Source organism: Erwinia artemisiae, assembly GCF_051400835.1.
Taxonomy (GTDB): domain Bacteria; phylum Pseudomonadota; class Gammaproteobacteria; order Enterobacterales; family Enterobacteriaceae; genus Erwinia; species Erwinia aeris.
Window position 1 is genome coordinate 496,364 of record NZ_JBLFFM010000004.1, and the last position, 15,751, is coordinate 512,114.

The window sequence follows — 15,751 nt, forward strand, 5'->3', positions numbered from 1 at the left end:
TTTGTCTTATTGACATTGTGGTAAGTTTTCACACAGCAAAAATCTTCTTCCTTTTCTAACCGAGGTAAGTCATGGCAATTCAGGGTATTGAGAGCGTAATGCAGCAGCTGCAGACCGCAGCGATTCAGGCAAGCGGTAAGCAGACCGATGCGGCCAGCCACGCAGATTTCGCAGACGCGATGAAAGTTGCGCTGAACAAAATCAGCGATACGCAAACTGAAGCACGTACGCAGGCGCAGGATTTTGAGTTGGGTAAACCCGGCGTGAACCTGAATGACGTTATGATCGATATGCAGAAGGCATCGCTCTCTATGCAGATGGGCATTCAGGTGCGCAACAAGCTGGTCAACGCCTACTCCGAAGTGATGAATATGCAGGTATAGTCCGCCAGCCTTCTGGTTTAAAACCGCTATTACCGCCGTATTTCGCGCCAGGGCCATACGCAGGCCTGGGCGCCAACGTTTCTGGGGTAGGGCCATCGCGCCATTGCGCATCTGGCTGGCTTACGGATGCCAGCAGCAGTTTTGCCGGGCGAATGCCGTGGCCTGCCGGCTTACGGGCTGAAGTAATGAATAAAAGCAGGTAAAAGCTGCACCAGAAAAATGGCGCTTACCACCCATAAAATAATGCTTTGTTTCGCTTCGCTGACGTCTGCCCGTGTGGCATAGCTGGCCTTGATGACCACCACGTCTGTCCGGACGATGTACATATCTTCTTCCAGTTTTTTGATTCGGTTAAGCATCCTTTCTTCTCCGCTGATCTGGCCGTCATGAGGCTGGTTTAACGCCGGGAACGGCAAGCTGTCTGTTTTCTTTACTTGCCTTCGCATAAGTTACGCTCCCTTGCCATACTGCTTTTGGCATCCGTTGTAACGGTCTGTCCTGACTTTTCTCTGACTCCGTTTTGTATCCTAAGCCTGTTGCCGAAAGGCTGTCACCGACAACTTCTTTCAGATCTGACGTTTATTTCAAAAAATAAAATCTCTTACAGCCGACTTGCAGAAGAATGCATAACCCTTCGCAAAACGGGAGCAAAAAATCGTTATAGCGGCGTCAGATAGCGCTTACCAGAAGGGCAGAACAGGACATTTATGCAGCATGTTGGCAAAGCGTTTAGCGGCGTCGGGCAAAAATAGGGACTTCATCAAATCATTAAGGCAGGCTTTTAATGGAAACGTTGATTGGCTCAGCTCTGATTTTTTTTACCCTGCTTCTGGTTACGTACGGCAGCCGGAAACGGGTCGCAAAAAACACAACGGTAAAATCCCCCCCAAAGAATTGATAAACAAGATTTGACTGTTTCTGAGTGTGAAAGGCGTAAGGCTTGACAAGGGGGTGGTACGATTACGCTATCCGGATTATGTCGACCGGGATAAATGCCCCTTGAGTTTAGTCTTAATGTCGGCAAAAGGCCTTAAAGGCCGTGAATATATCAAGGGTCCGGGCAGCTATGACGACAGCCCGCTTCAGAGCCGCTGTCGAGCGACTGACACCGTTACGACAGGCTACCAGGGTGACAGGACGTTAATGGATAAAAATGCTGTGACAGCGCTGTGATGGCGTTTTAGCAGGCGTATCCATATCAGAAGAGGCTTTAAGAACTTCACCAACGTTAACGAAGCAGTCTGACGGAATAAATAATCGCATTTATCGATGTGGAACGGGCGTTAGATTCGACAGAGGCGGCAGGGAGTGTTAGGCTGGAGCTTCAATTTCGTAAAACTAAGGCTACTTATTCCTCCTATCAAATTCAGATGTCCGACATGCCACGGATGTCAGTACCGCTTCTCGCTCCACAGTATCACGCCTAAAAATCCTCACGGCGCTAACTGCATCTTCTGCAAAGCCACCATGACGGTTAGCTATAAAGCTTTCGCCAGCTAGTCTATCGCCCCAAAAAACTTTTTTTCCGGCCTGTCACGCTGCTAACGCCGATCGGGCCTGATTTTCCGTCGGCCTGCGCGCATTTTACTGCGCAGGCCTGCACTGTTGCGCCCTGCAACGGTACGGGGAACGGTGGGAAGGGGAGAACGACCTTTAAAACCGTACCAGCCGCTATGAAAAAAACTTGCCTGCCCGGTAAAAGAAATAATACTGTATATAAAACCAGTATAAATTACAGGAGCAGGCCATTGTGTCACTTGTGTACCGCCTTCAGCACCCTCAGACTGCAGCCCGCCAACGTTCGCGTTATCCGCCGGGCAAGCTGTTCTTCCTGCGCCAACACCTTCTGCATCTCGGCACGTCTGGCCTTATAACGGCTCTTGCTGGTGCCGGCAGGACGGGACTTTTTCCAGATGATAATGGTCATAAACAACCCTCCGGTTACGGGCAAATTAGTCGATTTCCCAGCGACTTAAACAAGGCGATGAGGAATGTTAAGTGGGGGGAATTTGTCCACCTTAAAAAACAATAGCCATAGTTATTATTAATATCAATAGGTATTGCAAGTATAACTTTTGTTATTGGCTTAAGTTACTGTTTTTCTTTGATTAATTATTTTCCTAACGCTTTTTTTACGTATTATTCTGGCGATGTTATTAAAAGCTTTACTAATCTATTCAGTTGAATCAATGCGCCAAAGCCTCTGCGCAGATTAACTGTTACAGAGGATGGGTTTTCGCGAGGATAAGCTGATGATATCTGTGCTGCACAGAGTGTCTGGGGGGCGTTACAAAGAAACCATTCTGCCAGGGCAGGATGTCAGTAACTATCGCCTTAAATCACGGATTAGAAAGATCGCTACGCCAATCAGTTCTGACTCATCGGAGAGTTCTACGGCGGGCAATCGGGGATCGTCCACGGTTAAAAAACCATTGGAGGGGCCTTCCAGATAGCGATAAACCGAGATGCGTGAACTCACCCTGGCCATGACCAAATCTCCAGATTCGGGTGGTACGTCGGTATCGACAATAACGATGCTGCCGGTAGTAGCTTCCGCGCAGCCACTGTTCCTGTCAAGAATGTAGGCGCGCCAGGTCTTCTTCGCCTTTACTCCATTGGGCGAAGAGACTATTTCCCCTGTTTTCCCTTCCGGTCCCCAGACCGGAATCGTCGATCCACTTTTTACTTTATCAATAGCGCTCAGCCCAGCGTTGCCGCGCATCTCTCCTTCGCCGCTGGCCAGCCATTGCACATTAACATCCAGCGCTCTGGCAATATCGACCAGTTTGCGCGACCCTTCGGCCTCTCCCTTGGTCAGACGCCAGATCGTAGGTTGTGATACGCCCGATGCTTTAGCTAAAGCACCCTGGGTGATCCCCATCATGGTCATAGCCATGTTCAGTCGGTAGGCGAGTGTATTCGGTTTCATATACCAGAATTTATAGCGACGCGTATTTTTCGTCAAACACGCTTTGCTATTGGCAGGTTTAATAACCTATGCTATTAATTAAGGTGTGTTGATACTTAAGCGGATAAAAGTTCTTCCTTCAGGCTATCAGTTTCAGCACGCCCGCTCTTTGACAATCAGGCCGTCCAGCCTAACCGCTGGCAACCCATTTGACCCAGGGAATACAAGCGAAGCGGCAGCGCCGCACGCAAAAAAACAGTACCGTTTTGAAATTAGCAGGTGTTAAGAGAAAGTGTGGGAAACTTCATTTTTTCTTCTGCTTTACTCACTCTGAGGGGGTCAAGATGCGAGACATGAAACGCTTGCTGGAGAAATGGGGAGGCTGGGCGGCGACGGAACAGAGCGGCGTCAGCTATTCACACATCGCCGCCGGATTCCGCGGATTGATTACCGCCGCGCCTTCCGATCGTCCTACCTGTAGTGATAACGACGGCATGATCCTTGATAGCTGCATCAGCAGACTGAAAATTAATCATCCTGACGAACATGCGCTGCTGGTGGCGCACTATCACTATCGGATCTCACTGCGCTCAATTGCGCGCCGTCGTCGCTGTGCGGACGGCACCATTCGTAAACAGCTGCAAACCGCCGAGGGCTTTGTTGAAGGCGTGCTGAGCGCGCTGGAGGTAGAGCTGGAGTGCGAAAAATAATTTTCGCCTCGTTACGGGCCTAAATATTTTATTTCCTTTAAAAAATTCCTTTAACTTTAAATATCTTTTCCTATAGCTTGAAAATTTTTTTAAGAAAAATTGGTTGCGTACGCAATTTCGGTTCTAGTGTGTTAGAAAGGCAATTTAAACCGCCTGCATAAATATAAAATTCATTTTCACCGGGGAAAGGTCCTTATCCATTCCGCTACGGCGGCTTATTCGATGAAGGGGTGAAAAATGAGTAAGATAATTCAAATTCTGGCCTATGAAGAAGGCTATAAAGAGAAGCCATATATCGATACTGAAGGCTACCCAACGGTGGGTTGCGGTATTCTCATTGGCCCCAAAGAGGCGCCGCTGAAATATTATTCATTCACCGTTCCGCGTGAGGTCGGCGATGTATGGATGCAAAAAATAATTAACGAAAAAATAAAGGAAATGAATAACAGACCGGTATTAGTAGCCGCGCTCAAAGAGTGCAACGAAGCTCGCGCTGATGTGCTTTACAGTATGGCTTATCAGCTTGGCATCGACGGGCTGGCCGCGTTTAAAAATACGCTGGTCATGATTTCCAATAAAAACTTTTCAGGCGCGGCGGAAGGAATGCTGAGCAGCCTCTGGGCAAAACAGACGCCTGCCCGAGCGAAGCGTCATGCAGAGGCTATGCGCAGCGGAACTTATGATGCGTGGCAGGGGGCGTTATGAAATTTATCCTCTTTATTCTTATTGTGATGGCGATCGGGTTTATCGTCTGGTGGAGCAGTAAACACGGCAACATCCAGCTGGTAGCCCACGCTAAGCTCCTGTTCAAAACCTGGTCTGTCTGGCTGGCCTCCGCCGGCTCGGCCATCGGCGCCTGGGTGCAGTCCTTCCCGGATTCCGCTTCCAGCGCGTGGAACGGCCTGCCTGAGGATGTAAAAACGGTTATTCCGCAGCATTTTCTGGGCTTCCTGGCCTCTTTTATGGTCGCGATGGCGGTAATCGCCCAGTTTATCCGACAGAAAAAATTAGCGGCGGAAAAAGGGCAGCTGGCCGCCGGGCCAACGGCGGAAATAAGGCCAATTCGGGTGCCGGTCGCTAACCCGCTAACCGCGGTTACGGCGCCGGCTATGGCTTCCGGCTCGGTGATGCCAGAGATATTAGCAATGCCAATGGCAGCAGCATCGGGGATGGGATCCTCTTCGGCCATGATGTCGGTCGTGACGTCAGAGCAAACCCCCGTGCCCGGCAGGCCGGTTACGCCGGAAACGACGACGCCGCCTGACGCAACGACGCCGTCTGACGCAGCACCTGCGGCATCTGATTCAACGCCTGCGGCACCGGTATCAACGCCCGTGGCACCTGAGGTGTCAGTCGTGACATCAGAGCAAACTCCGGTGCCCGGCAGGCCGGTTACGCCGGAAACGACGCAGCCTGACGCAATGACGCCGTCTGACGCAGCACCTGCGGAATCTGATTCAACGCCTGCGGCACCGGTATCAACGCCCGTGGCGCCTGAGGTTTCAGTCGTGACATCGGAGCAAACCCCGGTGCCCGGCAGGCCGGTTACGCCGGAAACGACGCAGCCTGACGCAACGACGCAGCCTGACGCAACGACGCAGCCTGACGCAACGACGCCGCCTGACGCAGCGCCTGCGGACTCTGATTCAGCGCCCGCCGCGCCGATATCAACGCCCGTGGCACCTGAGGTTTCAGTCGTGACATCGGAGCAAACTCCGGTGCCCGGCAGACCGGTTACGCCGGAAACGACAACGACGCCTGACGCAGCACCTGCGGAATCTGACACAACGACGCCGCCTGACGCAGCGCCTGCGGAATCTGACTCAACGCCCGCAGCGCCGGTATCAACGCCCGTGGCGCCTGAGGTGTCGGTCGTGACGTCAGAGCAAACCGCGGTACCCGGCAGGCCGACCATGTCAGAAACGACAACGCCGCCCGATCCGACACCTGCGGAATCTGACTCAACGCCTGCGGCACCAGTATCAACGCCCGTGGCGCCTGAGGTGTCAGTCGTGACGTCGGAGCAAACCGCGGTACCCGGCAGGCCGGTCACGCCGGAAACGACGGCACCTGACGCAACGACGCCATCTGACCCGGCACCTGCGGACTCTGACGCAACGCCCGTAGCGCCGGTATCAACGCCCGTAGCGCCTGAAGTTTCGGTAGTAACGTCGGATCAAACTGCCGTAGCCGGCAGGCCAGGCGGTTCGCATACGGCGGCAGCACCTGCTTCAGCCCCTGTGGCACCGGAAACGCAGCCTAAACCGGGAGAGAAATCATGACAAGTTTCCTCGCCTTATTTAACGGGAGCTGGCATGTCCTTGCCGGGATCGGCGTAGTAATCGCGGCAGTCGTGGCCAGCTGGTTCGGCGGTAAAAAAACCGGCAAGGTGCAGGAGAAAGCGAAAGCGGACGTTCAGGCCGCAAAGGTTGAAAGCGCGCAAATTTCCGCCGTTGCTGAAAAGCAGGCAAAAAATAGCGAGGAAGCCAAAAATGTTCAGGCCGCTAATAATGCTCTTAATGACGACGACGCTCGTCGCAAGCTGCGCGAGTCGCAATACAACGACAAACAGCCCTAGGCTAATTGTGGATTCATCCTGTACGTTTTTCTCACCTATTAAAACATACGGGGAAGACTGGAAACTCATGGACATCAGGACAGTGAAGGAAATAAATGTGCACAATGATATGTGGAATAAACTCTGCACAAATAAAACGGACACTAATCGTCCTCCAGGGGAAGGAGCAGGCGGGAAATAATAAAGGCTAAATCTGTTTAACTATTCTTTTATTCACTACAGGCAATTTGCACCTGCTTATTGTCGCGGAGGTTATTATGATTGAAGTTAACTCTTTTGCTGAACTGAAAACAACTGCGCCATCCAAAACCGGCGAGCTGGCTATCCTGCGTCGTTATTATAATAACGACAACTACTATCGCGGCGGCGGTAATTTCGTGGGCTACGTTACCACTTCTTTGCCGGCAGATAATGGCGGTACCATTGCGGTCGGAAACGGCTTCTACTGGCGCCGCGTGGTGGACGATCCGGATGAGGTAAACCTGTTCCATTTCGGCGCACGCGGTGATGGCGCTAACGACGATACTACGCCGGTTAAAAACATGCTGAACTGGGCACAGACGTATAACACCAGTATGCGTGATATCGCCGTGCGCTTCCCGGCGGGTAAATTTCTGGTTAAGCCTATTGATATTTCAGCAAGTGAGACGGCGTTCTTCTATCTTTTCGGGGACCACAACCCGCACGGCGCCATCCCCCGTACCACGATTATCTCCGATAAGTCGTCATCGCCGGTATTCAAGGTTAAATCGCGGCGTGTCACCATTGAAGGTATCTGCTGGGATGGTCAGACGGCGGCGGATGTCAAAACCAATACGGGGGCAATTACGGCGGATCTGTGTTCCAACACGCAGCCGTTCTTTGAAAATACCATCGTGGCGGGCGAATCCGTCCTGATTGACGGCTTCCGCGCACAGTACTGCGGCGGTACGGTTATCAAGCTGCTGGATACCCTGGATACCAAGTTTAACCAGATTTATACCACCACCACCTACGGCCGGATTTTTGACGTCAACTATTCCGGCACGGCGGCGGGTTCGTGGGATCACTCAACGGCAATTGAGCTGACGAATGCGAACTTCCAGTACGGCTATGGCGAAGCGACGCTGTGGATGCCGCGCGTGACCCAGGGGTTGATCAACAACGTCTGGATCGAACATACCCGCTTCCCCGGCAACTTAAGTGACGGGCAGTGGATTGTCGATGCGCTGAGCGTGGAGGATTGCGCCAACAAGCTGAATATGACCAACAGCCGCGTGCAGATGCGTCAGCTTAACCTGCAAAGCGGCAGCGCGCTGGACCTGACCTTTGATGATAAAAGCCGCTGGCTGTCCGCCTTTGAGTACGGCTGGCGCCGCGATGAAAACTACGGTATCTCGCTCAACGGTTCGATTCGTCCCGGCTGGTACTCCGGCTATCGGGTGACGAACAATACCAGCACCGATAAGTGGTTCAATCTGGGATTAATTAACTTCCCGAAAGATAACCTGCAATGGGTTTTTGAGATTATCGGCAAGCTAAGTACGGAAGCGTTGGATAAAACGCTGGGCAATCCGATCACCTCAACCAACTCCTGTATGACCTGGCTGAATATTTCGCGCTGCTGGAACGGTATTTATGGCGATATGCAGCACAAAGGCTTGCCGTCCGTGCTGGAGGCCAAAATCAACCGTGTTGGGATGACCGTTGCGGAAGTCTTTATCAAGGTGAAAGCCAACAGCGGCGATACCTCGTTCAGCCTGCGGGCGACGGGCCCAAGCCGCTTTGATTCCGGCGAGTGCTGTTACTACCGACCCAGTCTGGCAGAAGCCGATGCCAGCGTCGTAGGGACAACGGTGGTTAACGCCAGGATGAGCCTGCACAACGGACTGGCAGGGATTGGCGCCAATGAAAAAGGCGTGCTGACGATAGCTACCGCTACCGCTACAGCACCTTCGACCACGACAGTAGCAGGCTATGTCACGGTCAATATTAACGGTACAGACCGTAAAATTGCTTACTATTAGCCGTTAAGGCTTTGGCCGCCAGTGATGGCGGCCTTTTTTTTTACAGCACAACTTCCGGACAGACCCGATTGCGGCCGCTGCTTTTGGCCAGATAGAGCTGTTTATCCGCGCTCTTAATCGCTTCATCCAGCGTTTTAGCATCAACCCGCTCCAGCGAGCTGATACCGATGCTGATCGTCACGCTTAAATCGTCGTCGTTAAGAATAATCGTATGCTGCTCAATGCTCTGCCGCAGCCGGTTGGCGAGCAGAAAAGCGCGAGGCAGCGAAATATCCTCAATTAAAATTAAAAACTCCTCACCCCCCATCCGACTGATAATCGCCGTTTGCTGTAGCGTCTGACGAATACGCTCGACGGTTTGCGCCAGCACATAATCTCCCGCCGCATGTCCAAAAGTGTCGTTGATATTTTTAAAGCGATCGATATCCACCACAAAAGCCGCACCGTTAAAGTTATGATCCCTGCGCGCCATCAAAGCGTCGAGCCTGGCGGCCAGACCGCTGCGGGTCAGCGCGCCGGTAAGCAGATCGTAATCGGCCCGTCGGGTAATGCGCGCCACCAGCTTTTTATTGGCGGTAGCGCTAAGGGCGACGATCAGCGGACTGACCGTCATCGCCGCTACGCCCAGCCGCGCCGAAGCAAGACTATCGATCAGAAAGAAATCGTCTCTGCCCTGAATCGTTAATACGTTGCTGGCGACCAGGATAATTTCAGTGATGCCCGTGATAAGCGTCAGCAGACAGGTGATAAAAAGCGGATAGCTGACCGCGCACCACATCAGCGCCGGGAGGGGAAAAATCAGGCTGCCGCCGCCGCCCACGCTAATGCCGGCGGCGATGGATACGCCCAGCGAAATCAGCGGCAGCGGCGAAACCTGACGGCACTCCCTCAGCAGCTCGTTGATTTCATCGCTGCGGGGCAGGGTAATCATGACCGGCAACAGCAGAATAGAAGTGGATACCTGCTCGCAAAACCAGGAAATCCAGCCCTGCACCAAATCGTCATGAAAATAGTGCTGGCTGGCGACCGAGCCGATAACCGCGCATACCGCTGCGCCCACGACAGAAGCCGGAAAAACGCGGTTCAGCGCCTGCAGGCGGCGTGACGTAGTGCTGCCGGTTAGCAGGACGCCAAGGCCGGTGACGATAAAAGAGAGGTTGGCCGCGTCCATGCCCATTGAGGCAGCGACATGCGTGCCAAAAGCGATATCCGCAGTCACCAGCCCAACGTAAATAGCCGGAAAAGTCAGGGCCGAGCTAAGCTGGGGAAAACGGACCAGCAGACCCAGCAGCATCGCGTTGCAGGGCCAGAAAAGAGAAAGCGCGGCGTTAGTGCGGCAGTAAAGCCCCAGCATTGCCATACAAAGAGTGATAAAAAATAGCAGAATAACCAGGTTAATTTTATATTTACTTAATGGCATTTCGGTGGCTCAAATTTTATTTAAGGCAATGCCGCAAACGTGGCCTGCGCTTATACTTCCAGCTATCACAGTTGGTTTTCTGATTTTGGTATTCTTAATAATTTCTTATGATTCAAACAGGTAAAGCAGATAATGCCCCTGGTCGCGACAAGGCAATAACGTCAGGCTTATTTATCCAGGCGGAAAAGCGCGTAAAGAATATCCTTATAATTTGCTGTTTTCAATCTCCTGAAAAATTAATCATCCTGTCGCGATCTATCACGAGATACAGGCGTTAAGGCTATATATACCGTAAAAAAGTGCGCTTTACGCATTATTATTCACTGCGCTTTTCTGTTTGAGAGCATTCTCACCGGGGCCGGTCCTGAAGTTGCGTTTATCCGGCGCAACAGAGGGATTACGCCGGAAAAAAGCAGGATAAACGGCTACAGCTCGTTTTTAATGCAGAATTCTTCCCAGCTCATGCCGAGCGCTTCGGCGTGCTGGCGCAGGTAGGCTTCGATAGCCTGAGCCGCTACGGCTTTATCCGGCTCGGCCAGCTGGATGGCGAACAACATGCCATCCAGCTTTTTTTCACGCGTAAACGCAGCATAGGCGCGATCGGTTTGCATACGCTGTAAGGCCGGTAACGACATGCCGAGCGTCTCTGCGTCCTGCTGGCTCAGCGCGGCGATACCGGCTTTGATTTCCGGGTGCGCTTCCAGAAAAAGCGCGGTGGCGGCGGCGTAATACTCTTCAATGGTTTTCATAGCGGGGTCCGGCAAAAAAATGATGCGCCAGTTTACACGTCCGGCGTCTTTTCAGCATCTGCTGTTGAAAAGCGCGTAGGGCAGGGCGAGACAGCTTGAATTGTACGGGTAAAAAATTATAACGTAGCGCCTGGCTGAAGAATCAGGAACTGAACATGAAAAAGTGGATTTTAGCGGCCGCTGCCGTCGCGATGACTGGCTGTGCGCAAATACCTAATTACCAGAGCGCGATTAAAACGCCGCCGCCTGCAAACCTGGTCGGTAACTGGCAGACGATGGGGCCGCAGAAGGGGCTGGTCAGCAAAGAGGCAAAAGCCAGCCTGATCGTTACCGCCGAAGGCGATACGCTGGACTGTCGCCAGTGGCAGCGCGTTATCGCCAAGCCGGGCAAGATCACCTTATTCTCCGGCGACTGGGTGAATGTAAATAATGAAGTGCGCGTCATGCCGCTGGTGCTGGAAGGCAGCGAACTACACTACGACAAGCTGGTGATGCAGAAGGTGCAGCAGCCAACCGCCGAGTGTCAGGAAGCGTTAAAACAGGCTACAGAGCAGGCGCAGGCGCAAAAAGCCGCCAAAGCACATAGCAACGGCCGGTCGCATCATAAAGTGATGATGAAAAACGGGAAATCCTGATCCTGAACAAGCCGCGCGCGGCCCGCCGCGCGCGCATTTTTTTAAATATCCAGCACCCAAACGCTGACGCTGCCCGCATTGCAGAAGAAGGTCGCGTTGCCTTCTTCGTCCGAGGTCACCTGCTCTTCACGATGGCCCAGGTAGTCGTGCCATGTTTTACCGGCAAAATCCATGCCCAGCGGCAGCGTTTTCTCGCCCTGTTCGCCGTTTGACATAATCACCACGCAGCCCGCGTGTTCATCCGTGCCGCTGCGCGCGAAAGCCACACAGTTCGGATGATCGAACCATTCGGTCTGGATGCCGTGCGCATGCTCCTGGCGCGCGCGCAGCAAAGCTGGCAGCTCCGGGATCGCTGGCATATCGATCTGATACTCTTCGCCATCGCCGCCCGTGTCTTTGTAGCTGGCACCAAACAGGTCGGGGTAAAAGACGCAGGGTACGCCCTGTTCGCGCAGCAGGATCAGCGCATAGGCCAGTGGTTTAAACCAGGGCTCTACCGGCGCCTCCAGCGACTGGAGCGGCTGGGTATCATGGTTAGCGACAATAGTTACAGCATGCCAGTGATCGTGTTCGACCAGCGTCCCGCTGAAAATCTGGCTGAGGTCGAAGTTGGCGCCCTCGCGGGAGGCATTGTGGAATCTCATCTGGAGCGGCGCGTCGAACAGCATGGTTTTGCCTTCGACCTGATGAATATAGTTTTGCAGCTTCTCGACCTCGTGCGACCAGTATTCCGCCACGATAAACATCGGCTGCTCTGCCACTTCCTGAATATGATCGATCCACTGCTTATAGAACCAGGCGGGAATGTGCTTGACGGCATCCAGACGAAAGCCGGTGCAGGGCAGCTGCTGCATCATCCAGCGCGCCCAGAACTTCAGTTCTTCGGTAACCGCGCGATTGCGGAAATCGATATTGGCGCCCATCAGATAATCAAAATTGCCCAGCTCGTCGTCAACCTGTTCGTTCCAGCCGTCGCCGGTATAGGCATTGATAATCTTAAAGACGCCGTACTCCTCCGGGTTATCAATGCAGTCCACGCCGTTAAAGCATTTATAATCCCAGGTAAATTTTGAGTACTGGCCGCCACGGCCCGGAAACGTAAAACGGGTCCATGCTTCCGCCTCAATCACCTCGTCGTCGATCTCTTCCCGGTTTTCAGGGTTAACGCGATTGACCTGCACCTTCTCTTTTTCGTCCGCGCCCATTTTATGGTTGAAGACCACGTCCATAATGACGCCGACCTCATGCTCTCTCAGCGCGTTCGCCGCCGCGATCAGCTGCTCTTTATCGCCATATTTGGTGGCGCGGCTGCCTTTCTGTTCAAATTCCCCAAGGTCAAAAAGATCGTAAGTGGCGTAGCCTACGCCTGTTGCGCCTTCGGAGCTTTTATAGGCTGGTGGCAGCCAGACATCGGTGATCCCCGCCTGCGCCAGCCATTCGGCGCGTTCAGCCACTTCTGGCCACAGCTTGCTTCCTTCGGGGTAATACCAGTGAAAGAACTGTAATAATGTGGGGTTACGCATGCCATTGCTCCAATAGTCATCAGCGGGAAACTGAAGTATGGAAGAGGCGGCGGGAAAAGCGCGGTAAGCGCAGAAATATTTTCCGCTGCGCTTACTGGCTTCATTCGGGACGATTGCCCGAGTGGAATTAAACGCCCTGGGCGTTTTGCGGGAACAGGATCACGCCTGCCATGCCGCCATAGGCTTTATTGACGGTTTTCTGACGGCTGGTCTGGCTAATCAGCTGCGCCAGCTCTGCCTTGCGCGCCTGCAGCAGGTTTTTCACTTCCGCTTCGTTGGCAAGGATATGGCGCAGTACAGGACGTAACTGGTCCTGAGTCTGAGCCGGGACGGGTGTTTGCTGCGTACACTCCGCCAGTTTTCCCACCGCACTGACATAATCGACTTCCATTTCGATCAATTTATCCCACTCGCCTTCTGTTGCCAGACGCAACATTGACTGGCTGAGCACTAAAAGCTGTTGGTAAATCGAGAGCAGATGCGGTGCAATATTCATTAAACGGCGTCCTGAAGAACAGTATTAACAGTGACTTCTTTCCAGGCATCGGCAATGTTGCGCAGCAGATCTTCTACTTCCTGAACGGCAGCGACATCATTCTGCAAATTACCCTGGAGAAGGCGTCTTATCATGTAGTCATAGAGCGCGAGCAGATTGGCAGCCAGCTCGTCGCCGCTTTCATCCACCAGGCCCACTTTTAACCCATTTTCAATAATGTTGATGGCTTTGGAGATGGCGTTGCCTTTGCCTTCAATCTGGCCATCCAGCATAAACAACCGTGCGCGAACCAGGGCGCTAAGCGCCCCGTCGAACAACAGCGTGGTCAGCTGCTGCTGGCTGGCGCCCAGCACGCTGCTTTCCAAACCTACTTTGCGGTAGAGCTGTGCTCCTGAATCTTTATACATATCGTCCCCGGCTTAATTAGCTGGATGAAGTTGAAGTGAACTGCGACGTCAGGTAGGTCGACGTGTTGGTCAGGGAGTTTACGAGCGTACTCAGGTTCGTAAACTGCGTCTTGTACCGGGCCATCGTCGCGTCAATCGAATCGCTCATTTGATCATAGCGATCGCTCAGCGTTTTCAGCGTGGTATTGATACCATCCTCTGCGTTCTTGATGATGCCTTCTTTACCGACCGTGGTGCTCAGCATCGCGGTTAAGGTGCTGTTCATCTTGGTCGCGAAACCGGTGGTGGTGCCGTCGCCGATAAAGAACTGGCTGACAGCCTGCGGGTTATTGGTCAGCGCGGCGGTCAGCTTGGTGTCGTCTACGGTCAGTGCGCCGGTAGAACCGTCGCTCTGCACGGCCGGATCGATAGTGATGCCCAGCTGCGCCAGAATCGAATAGGAGCCGCCCTGCACGGTGGTCAGGATCGAGTTCATGCTGTTTTCTACCGCACGAACCGTACTGTCGCCCAGCAGCGCGCCGTTGCTGCTTGACTGCGTTTCGCCAGCTGAAACGGCGGTATACTTGGTAACCGAAGCAATAGTCGACTTCAGCGAGTTATAGGCCGTAACAAAAGCATTGATGGTTTTTTTGCTGTCATCAATAGAGCGTGAAACCGTCAGCTTCTCGCCGGAGGCGTCGGTGCTGGCAGCGTTCAGGTTCAGCGTAACGCCGGTTAACGCATCGGTAATATTGTTGCTGCTGCGCTCAATCGCCACGCCGTTAATACTGAGTTTGGCGTTCTGAGAGGCGGTCTGCACCGACATATTTTGCGTGCCGGTCGCGCTGGCGCTATAGCCAATCGCGCTTTGCAGCGTATCGTCGCCGGTCACGCTGACGGTCATATCACTGTCGGTGCCGGTGGTCTTCGAGCTGAGCATCAGACGGTAATCGCCGCTGCTGGCTTTAATAATGCTGGCGCTGACGTTGCCGGCGCTTTTGTTAATGGCGTCGGCAATGCCGGACAGCGACGTCTGGCTGTCGGTCAGCGTAATCGTCAGCGGCGTAGTGCTGCCGCCCTGGGCAATGGTCAGCGTACGGCTGTTGCCGCTGGTGGTGCCGCCCAGCGCCGTGCTGTTGCTGCTAAACGAGCCGGACATCAGCGTCTGCGCTTTCGCTATCTGATCAACGTCAACGCTGTAATCGCCGGTTGAGGCCGTTGCGTCGGTAGTAGCGGTAAAGGAAGTATTGGTGCTGGTTACGGCCGTCGCGCTGAAAGCAGACGTCTTGGTCAGTGCCGCCGCCGCCGTTTGCAGCGCGGCCATAGAACTCTGCAGCTTGCTATAAGAGCTGAGCTGGGAATTATAGGTCGTCTGTTGTTTAGTAATCGCGGTCAGTTTTGTCTTCTCAGCGGTTTCTAAACTGGTGTAAAGGGTATCCAGATCAAGGCTGGTACCGACTCCGAGCGAGCTTACACTTGCCATGAGAGATCCTTAAGAATGAGATAGGTGCAAAACACATATCGGCCGCAGAGATAAAAAGTTTACGCCGCAGAAAAAAATTTAATGGGCAGAATAAGAGGGGTATCCGCAGGTAATTAGCCAGATCGTTTCTTCAGGCCGGGGTTACTATAATGAGAGTTGCAGAGTACGCATCGGCCGCGAAACGGCGGTCGGGAAGGGTAAAAAAGTCACGATTTTTAATGTTGATTCAACGGGCTAATGGGTTTTTTACTTTTTTTCTAAAGTTCAGATTAACCCAACCGATAACTTCAGTAACGGTGGCAGACGCCGTGAGCGTGAAAAGCTCAGCCTAACAAACTAACTGATTTTGAAGGAAACTATTATGTCCGTTATTAACACTAACATCATGTCGCTGACTACTCAGAACAACCTGAACAAATCACAGGCTTCTCTGAGCACCGCTATCGAGCGTCTTTCTTCTGGTCTGCGTATCAA

Annotated in this window: 18 protein-coding genes; 9 read left to right on the forward strand and 9 right to left on the reverse strand. The window is 53.0% G+C overall.

Going from position 1 to position 15,751, the window contains the following annotated elements:
- Positions 1-71 precede the first annotated feature (71 nt).
- Positions 72-383 (forward strand): flagellar hook-basal body complex protein FliE, encoded by a 312-nt coding sequence (gene fliE / locus ACMGEE_RS12770; RefSeq protein ID WP_125288006.1) that lies wholly within the window; start codon positions 72-74, stop codon positions 381-383.
- 170 nt (positions 384-553) lie between these two features.
- On the opposite strand, the gene ACMGEE_RS12775 is transcribed toward fliE, so the two are convergent.
- On the reverse strand, positions 554-742 hold the full coding sequence (locus ACMGEE_RS12775) for a hypothetical protein (RefSeq protein WP_436830146.1): 189 nt from the start codon (positions 740-742) through the stop codon (positions 554-556).
- Between the two features lie 949 nt (positions 743-1,691).
- Between ACMGEE_RS12775 and ymcF the strand changes: the two genes are divergently transcribed.
- Entirely contained in the window at positions 1,692-1,883 is a 192-nt protein-coding gene (gene ymcF / locus ACMGEE_RS12780) for a cold shock small protein YmcF (protein WP_367317858.1), read from the forward strand.
- A 253-nt stretch (positions 1,884-2,136) separates the two neighbouring features.
- Here ymcF and ACMGEE_RS12785 read toward each other — a convergent pair whose 3' ends face one another.
- Positions 2,137-2,310, reverse strand: coding sequence for a hypothetical protein (locus ACMGEE_RS12785; protein WP_253460480.1), 174 nt, complete (start codon positions 2,308-2,310; stop codon positions 2,137-2,139).
- A 399-nt stretch (positions 2,311-2,709) separates the two neighbouring features.
- Positions 2,710-3,279, reverse strand: a complete 570-nt coding sequence (locus tag ACMGEE_RS12790) for a helix-turn-helix domain-containing protein (RefSeq protein ID WP_369895705.1) — start codon at positions 3,277-3,279, stop codon at positions 2,710-2,712.
- A gap of 356 nt (positions 3,280-3,635) precedes the next feature.
- Here ACMGEE_RS12790 and ACMGEE_RS12795 point away from each other — a divergent pair, with 356 nt between their 5' ends.
- The 5 genes from ACMGEE_RS12795 to ACMGEE_RS12815 all read left to right on the forward strand — a co-directional run bounded on the left by ACMGEE_RS12795 (position 3,636) and on the right by ACMGEE_RS12815 (position 8,585).
- Positions 3,636-4,001, forward strand: coding sequence for an antiterminator Q family protein (locus tag ACMGEE_RS12795; protein WP_253460486.1), 366 nt, complete (start codon positions 3,636-3,638; stop codon positions 3,999-4,001).
- A 237-nt stretch (positions 4,002-4,238) separates the two neighbouring features.
- Complete coding sequence (locus tag ACMGEE_RS12800; RefSeq protein WP_436830147.1) at positions 4,239-4,706, forward strand: glycoside hydrolase family protein; 468 nt, start codon at positions 4,239-4,241, stop codon at positions 4,704-4,706.
- A complete protein-coding gene (locus ACMGEE_RS12805; protein WP_436830148.1) occupies positions 4,703-6,283 on the forward strand; it encodes a DUF7940 domain-containing protein in 1,581 nt (526 codons plus the stop codon). Before ACMGEE_RS12800 ends, ACMGEE_RS12805 begins: the two co-directional genes overlap by 4 nt.
- Positions 6,280-6,579: a hypothetical protein gene (locus tag ACMGEE_RS12810; protein WP_253460489.1), complete on the forward strand. Its 300-nt coding sequence runs from the start codon at positions 6,280-6,282 to the stop codon at positions 6,577-6,579. Before ACMGEE_RS12805 ends, ACMGEE_RS12810 begins: the two co-directional genes overlap by 4 nt.
- Before the next feature lie 257 nt (positions 6,580-6,836).
- The gene (locus ACMGEE_RS12815) at positions 6,837-8,585 is read left to right on the forward strand and encodes a putative phage tail protein (protein ID WP_436830149.1); all 1,749 of its coding nucleotides are present in this window, start codon (positions 6,837-6,839) and stop codon (positions 8,583-8,585) included.
- A gap of 40 nt (positions 8,586-8,625) precedes the next feature.
- On the opposite strand, the gene ACMGEE_RS12820 is transcribed toward ACMGEE_RS12815, so the two are convergent.
- Together ACMGEE_RS12820 and ACMGEE_RS12825 are read right to left on the reverse strand one after the other, a co-directional pair.
- A complete protein-coding gene (locus ACMGEE_RS12820; protein ID WP_253460495.1) occupies positions 8,626-10,005 on the reverse strand; it encodes a GGDEF domain-containing protein in 1,380 nt (459 codons plus the stop codon).
- Between the two features lie 425 nt (positions 10,006-10,430).
- The gene (locus tag ACMGEE_RS12825) at positions 10,431-10,754 is read right to left on the reverse strand and encodes a DUF6388 family protein (RefSeq protein WP_253460498.1); all 324 of its coding nucleotides are present in this window, start codon (positions 10,752-10,754) and stop codon (positions 10,431-10,433) included.
- Positions 10,755-10,909: 155 nt separating this feature from the next.
- Between ACMGEE_RS12825 and yedD the strand changes: the two genes are divergently transcribed.
- Complete coding sequence (gene yedD / locus ACMGEE_RS12830) at positions 10,910-11,389, forward strand: lipoprotein YedD (RefSeq protein WP_436830150.1); 480 nt, start codon at positions 10,910-10,912, stop codon at positions 11,387-11,389.
- Between the two features lie 41 nt (positions 11,390-11,430).
- Here yedD and amyA read toward each other — a convergent pair whose 3' ends face one another.
- From amyA to fliD, 4 genes are all read right to left on the reverse strand, one after another.
- Positions 11,431-12,912: an alpha-amylase gene (amyA, locus tag ACMGEE_RS12835; RefSeq protein ID WP_436830151.1), complete on the reverse strand. Its 1,482-nt coding sequence runs from the start codon at positions 12,910-12,912 to the stop codon at positions 11,431-11,433.
- 127 nt (positions 12,913-13,039) lie between these two features.
- Entirely contained in the window at positions 13,040-13,408 is a 369-nt protein-coding gene (fliT, locus tag ACMGEE_RS12840) for a flagella biosynthesis regulatory protein FliT (protein ID WP_369895712.1), read from the reverse strand.
- Positions 13,408-13,815, reverse strand: a complete 408-nt coding sequence (gene fliS / locus ACMGEE_RS12845; protein WP_125287994.1) for a flagellar export chaperone FliS — start codon at positions 13,813-13,815, stop codon at positions 13,408-13,410. The genes fliT and fliS overlap by 1 nt, the downstream gene beginning before the upstream one ends.
- A 16-nt stretch (positions 13,816-13,831) precedes the next feature.
- Positions 13,832-15,277 (reverse strand): flagellar filament capping protein FliD, encoded by a 1,446-nt coding sequence (fliD, locus tag ACMGEE_RS12850; RefSeq protein ID WP_394148415.1) that lies wholly within the window; start codon positions 15,275-15,277, stop codon positions 13,832-13,834.
- 361 nt (positions 15,278-15,638) lie between these two features.
- On the opposite strand from fliD, the gene ACMGEE_RS12855 reads away from it, so the two are divergent.
- The coding region (locus ACMGEE_RS12855) for a flagellin N-terminal helical domain-containing protein (protein WP_495849202.1) at positions 15,639-15,751 on the forward strand (113 nt) is incomplete at its 3' end.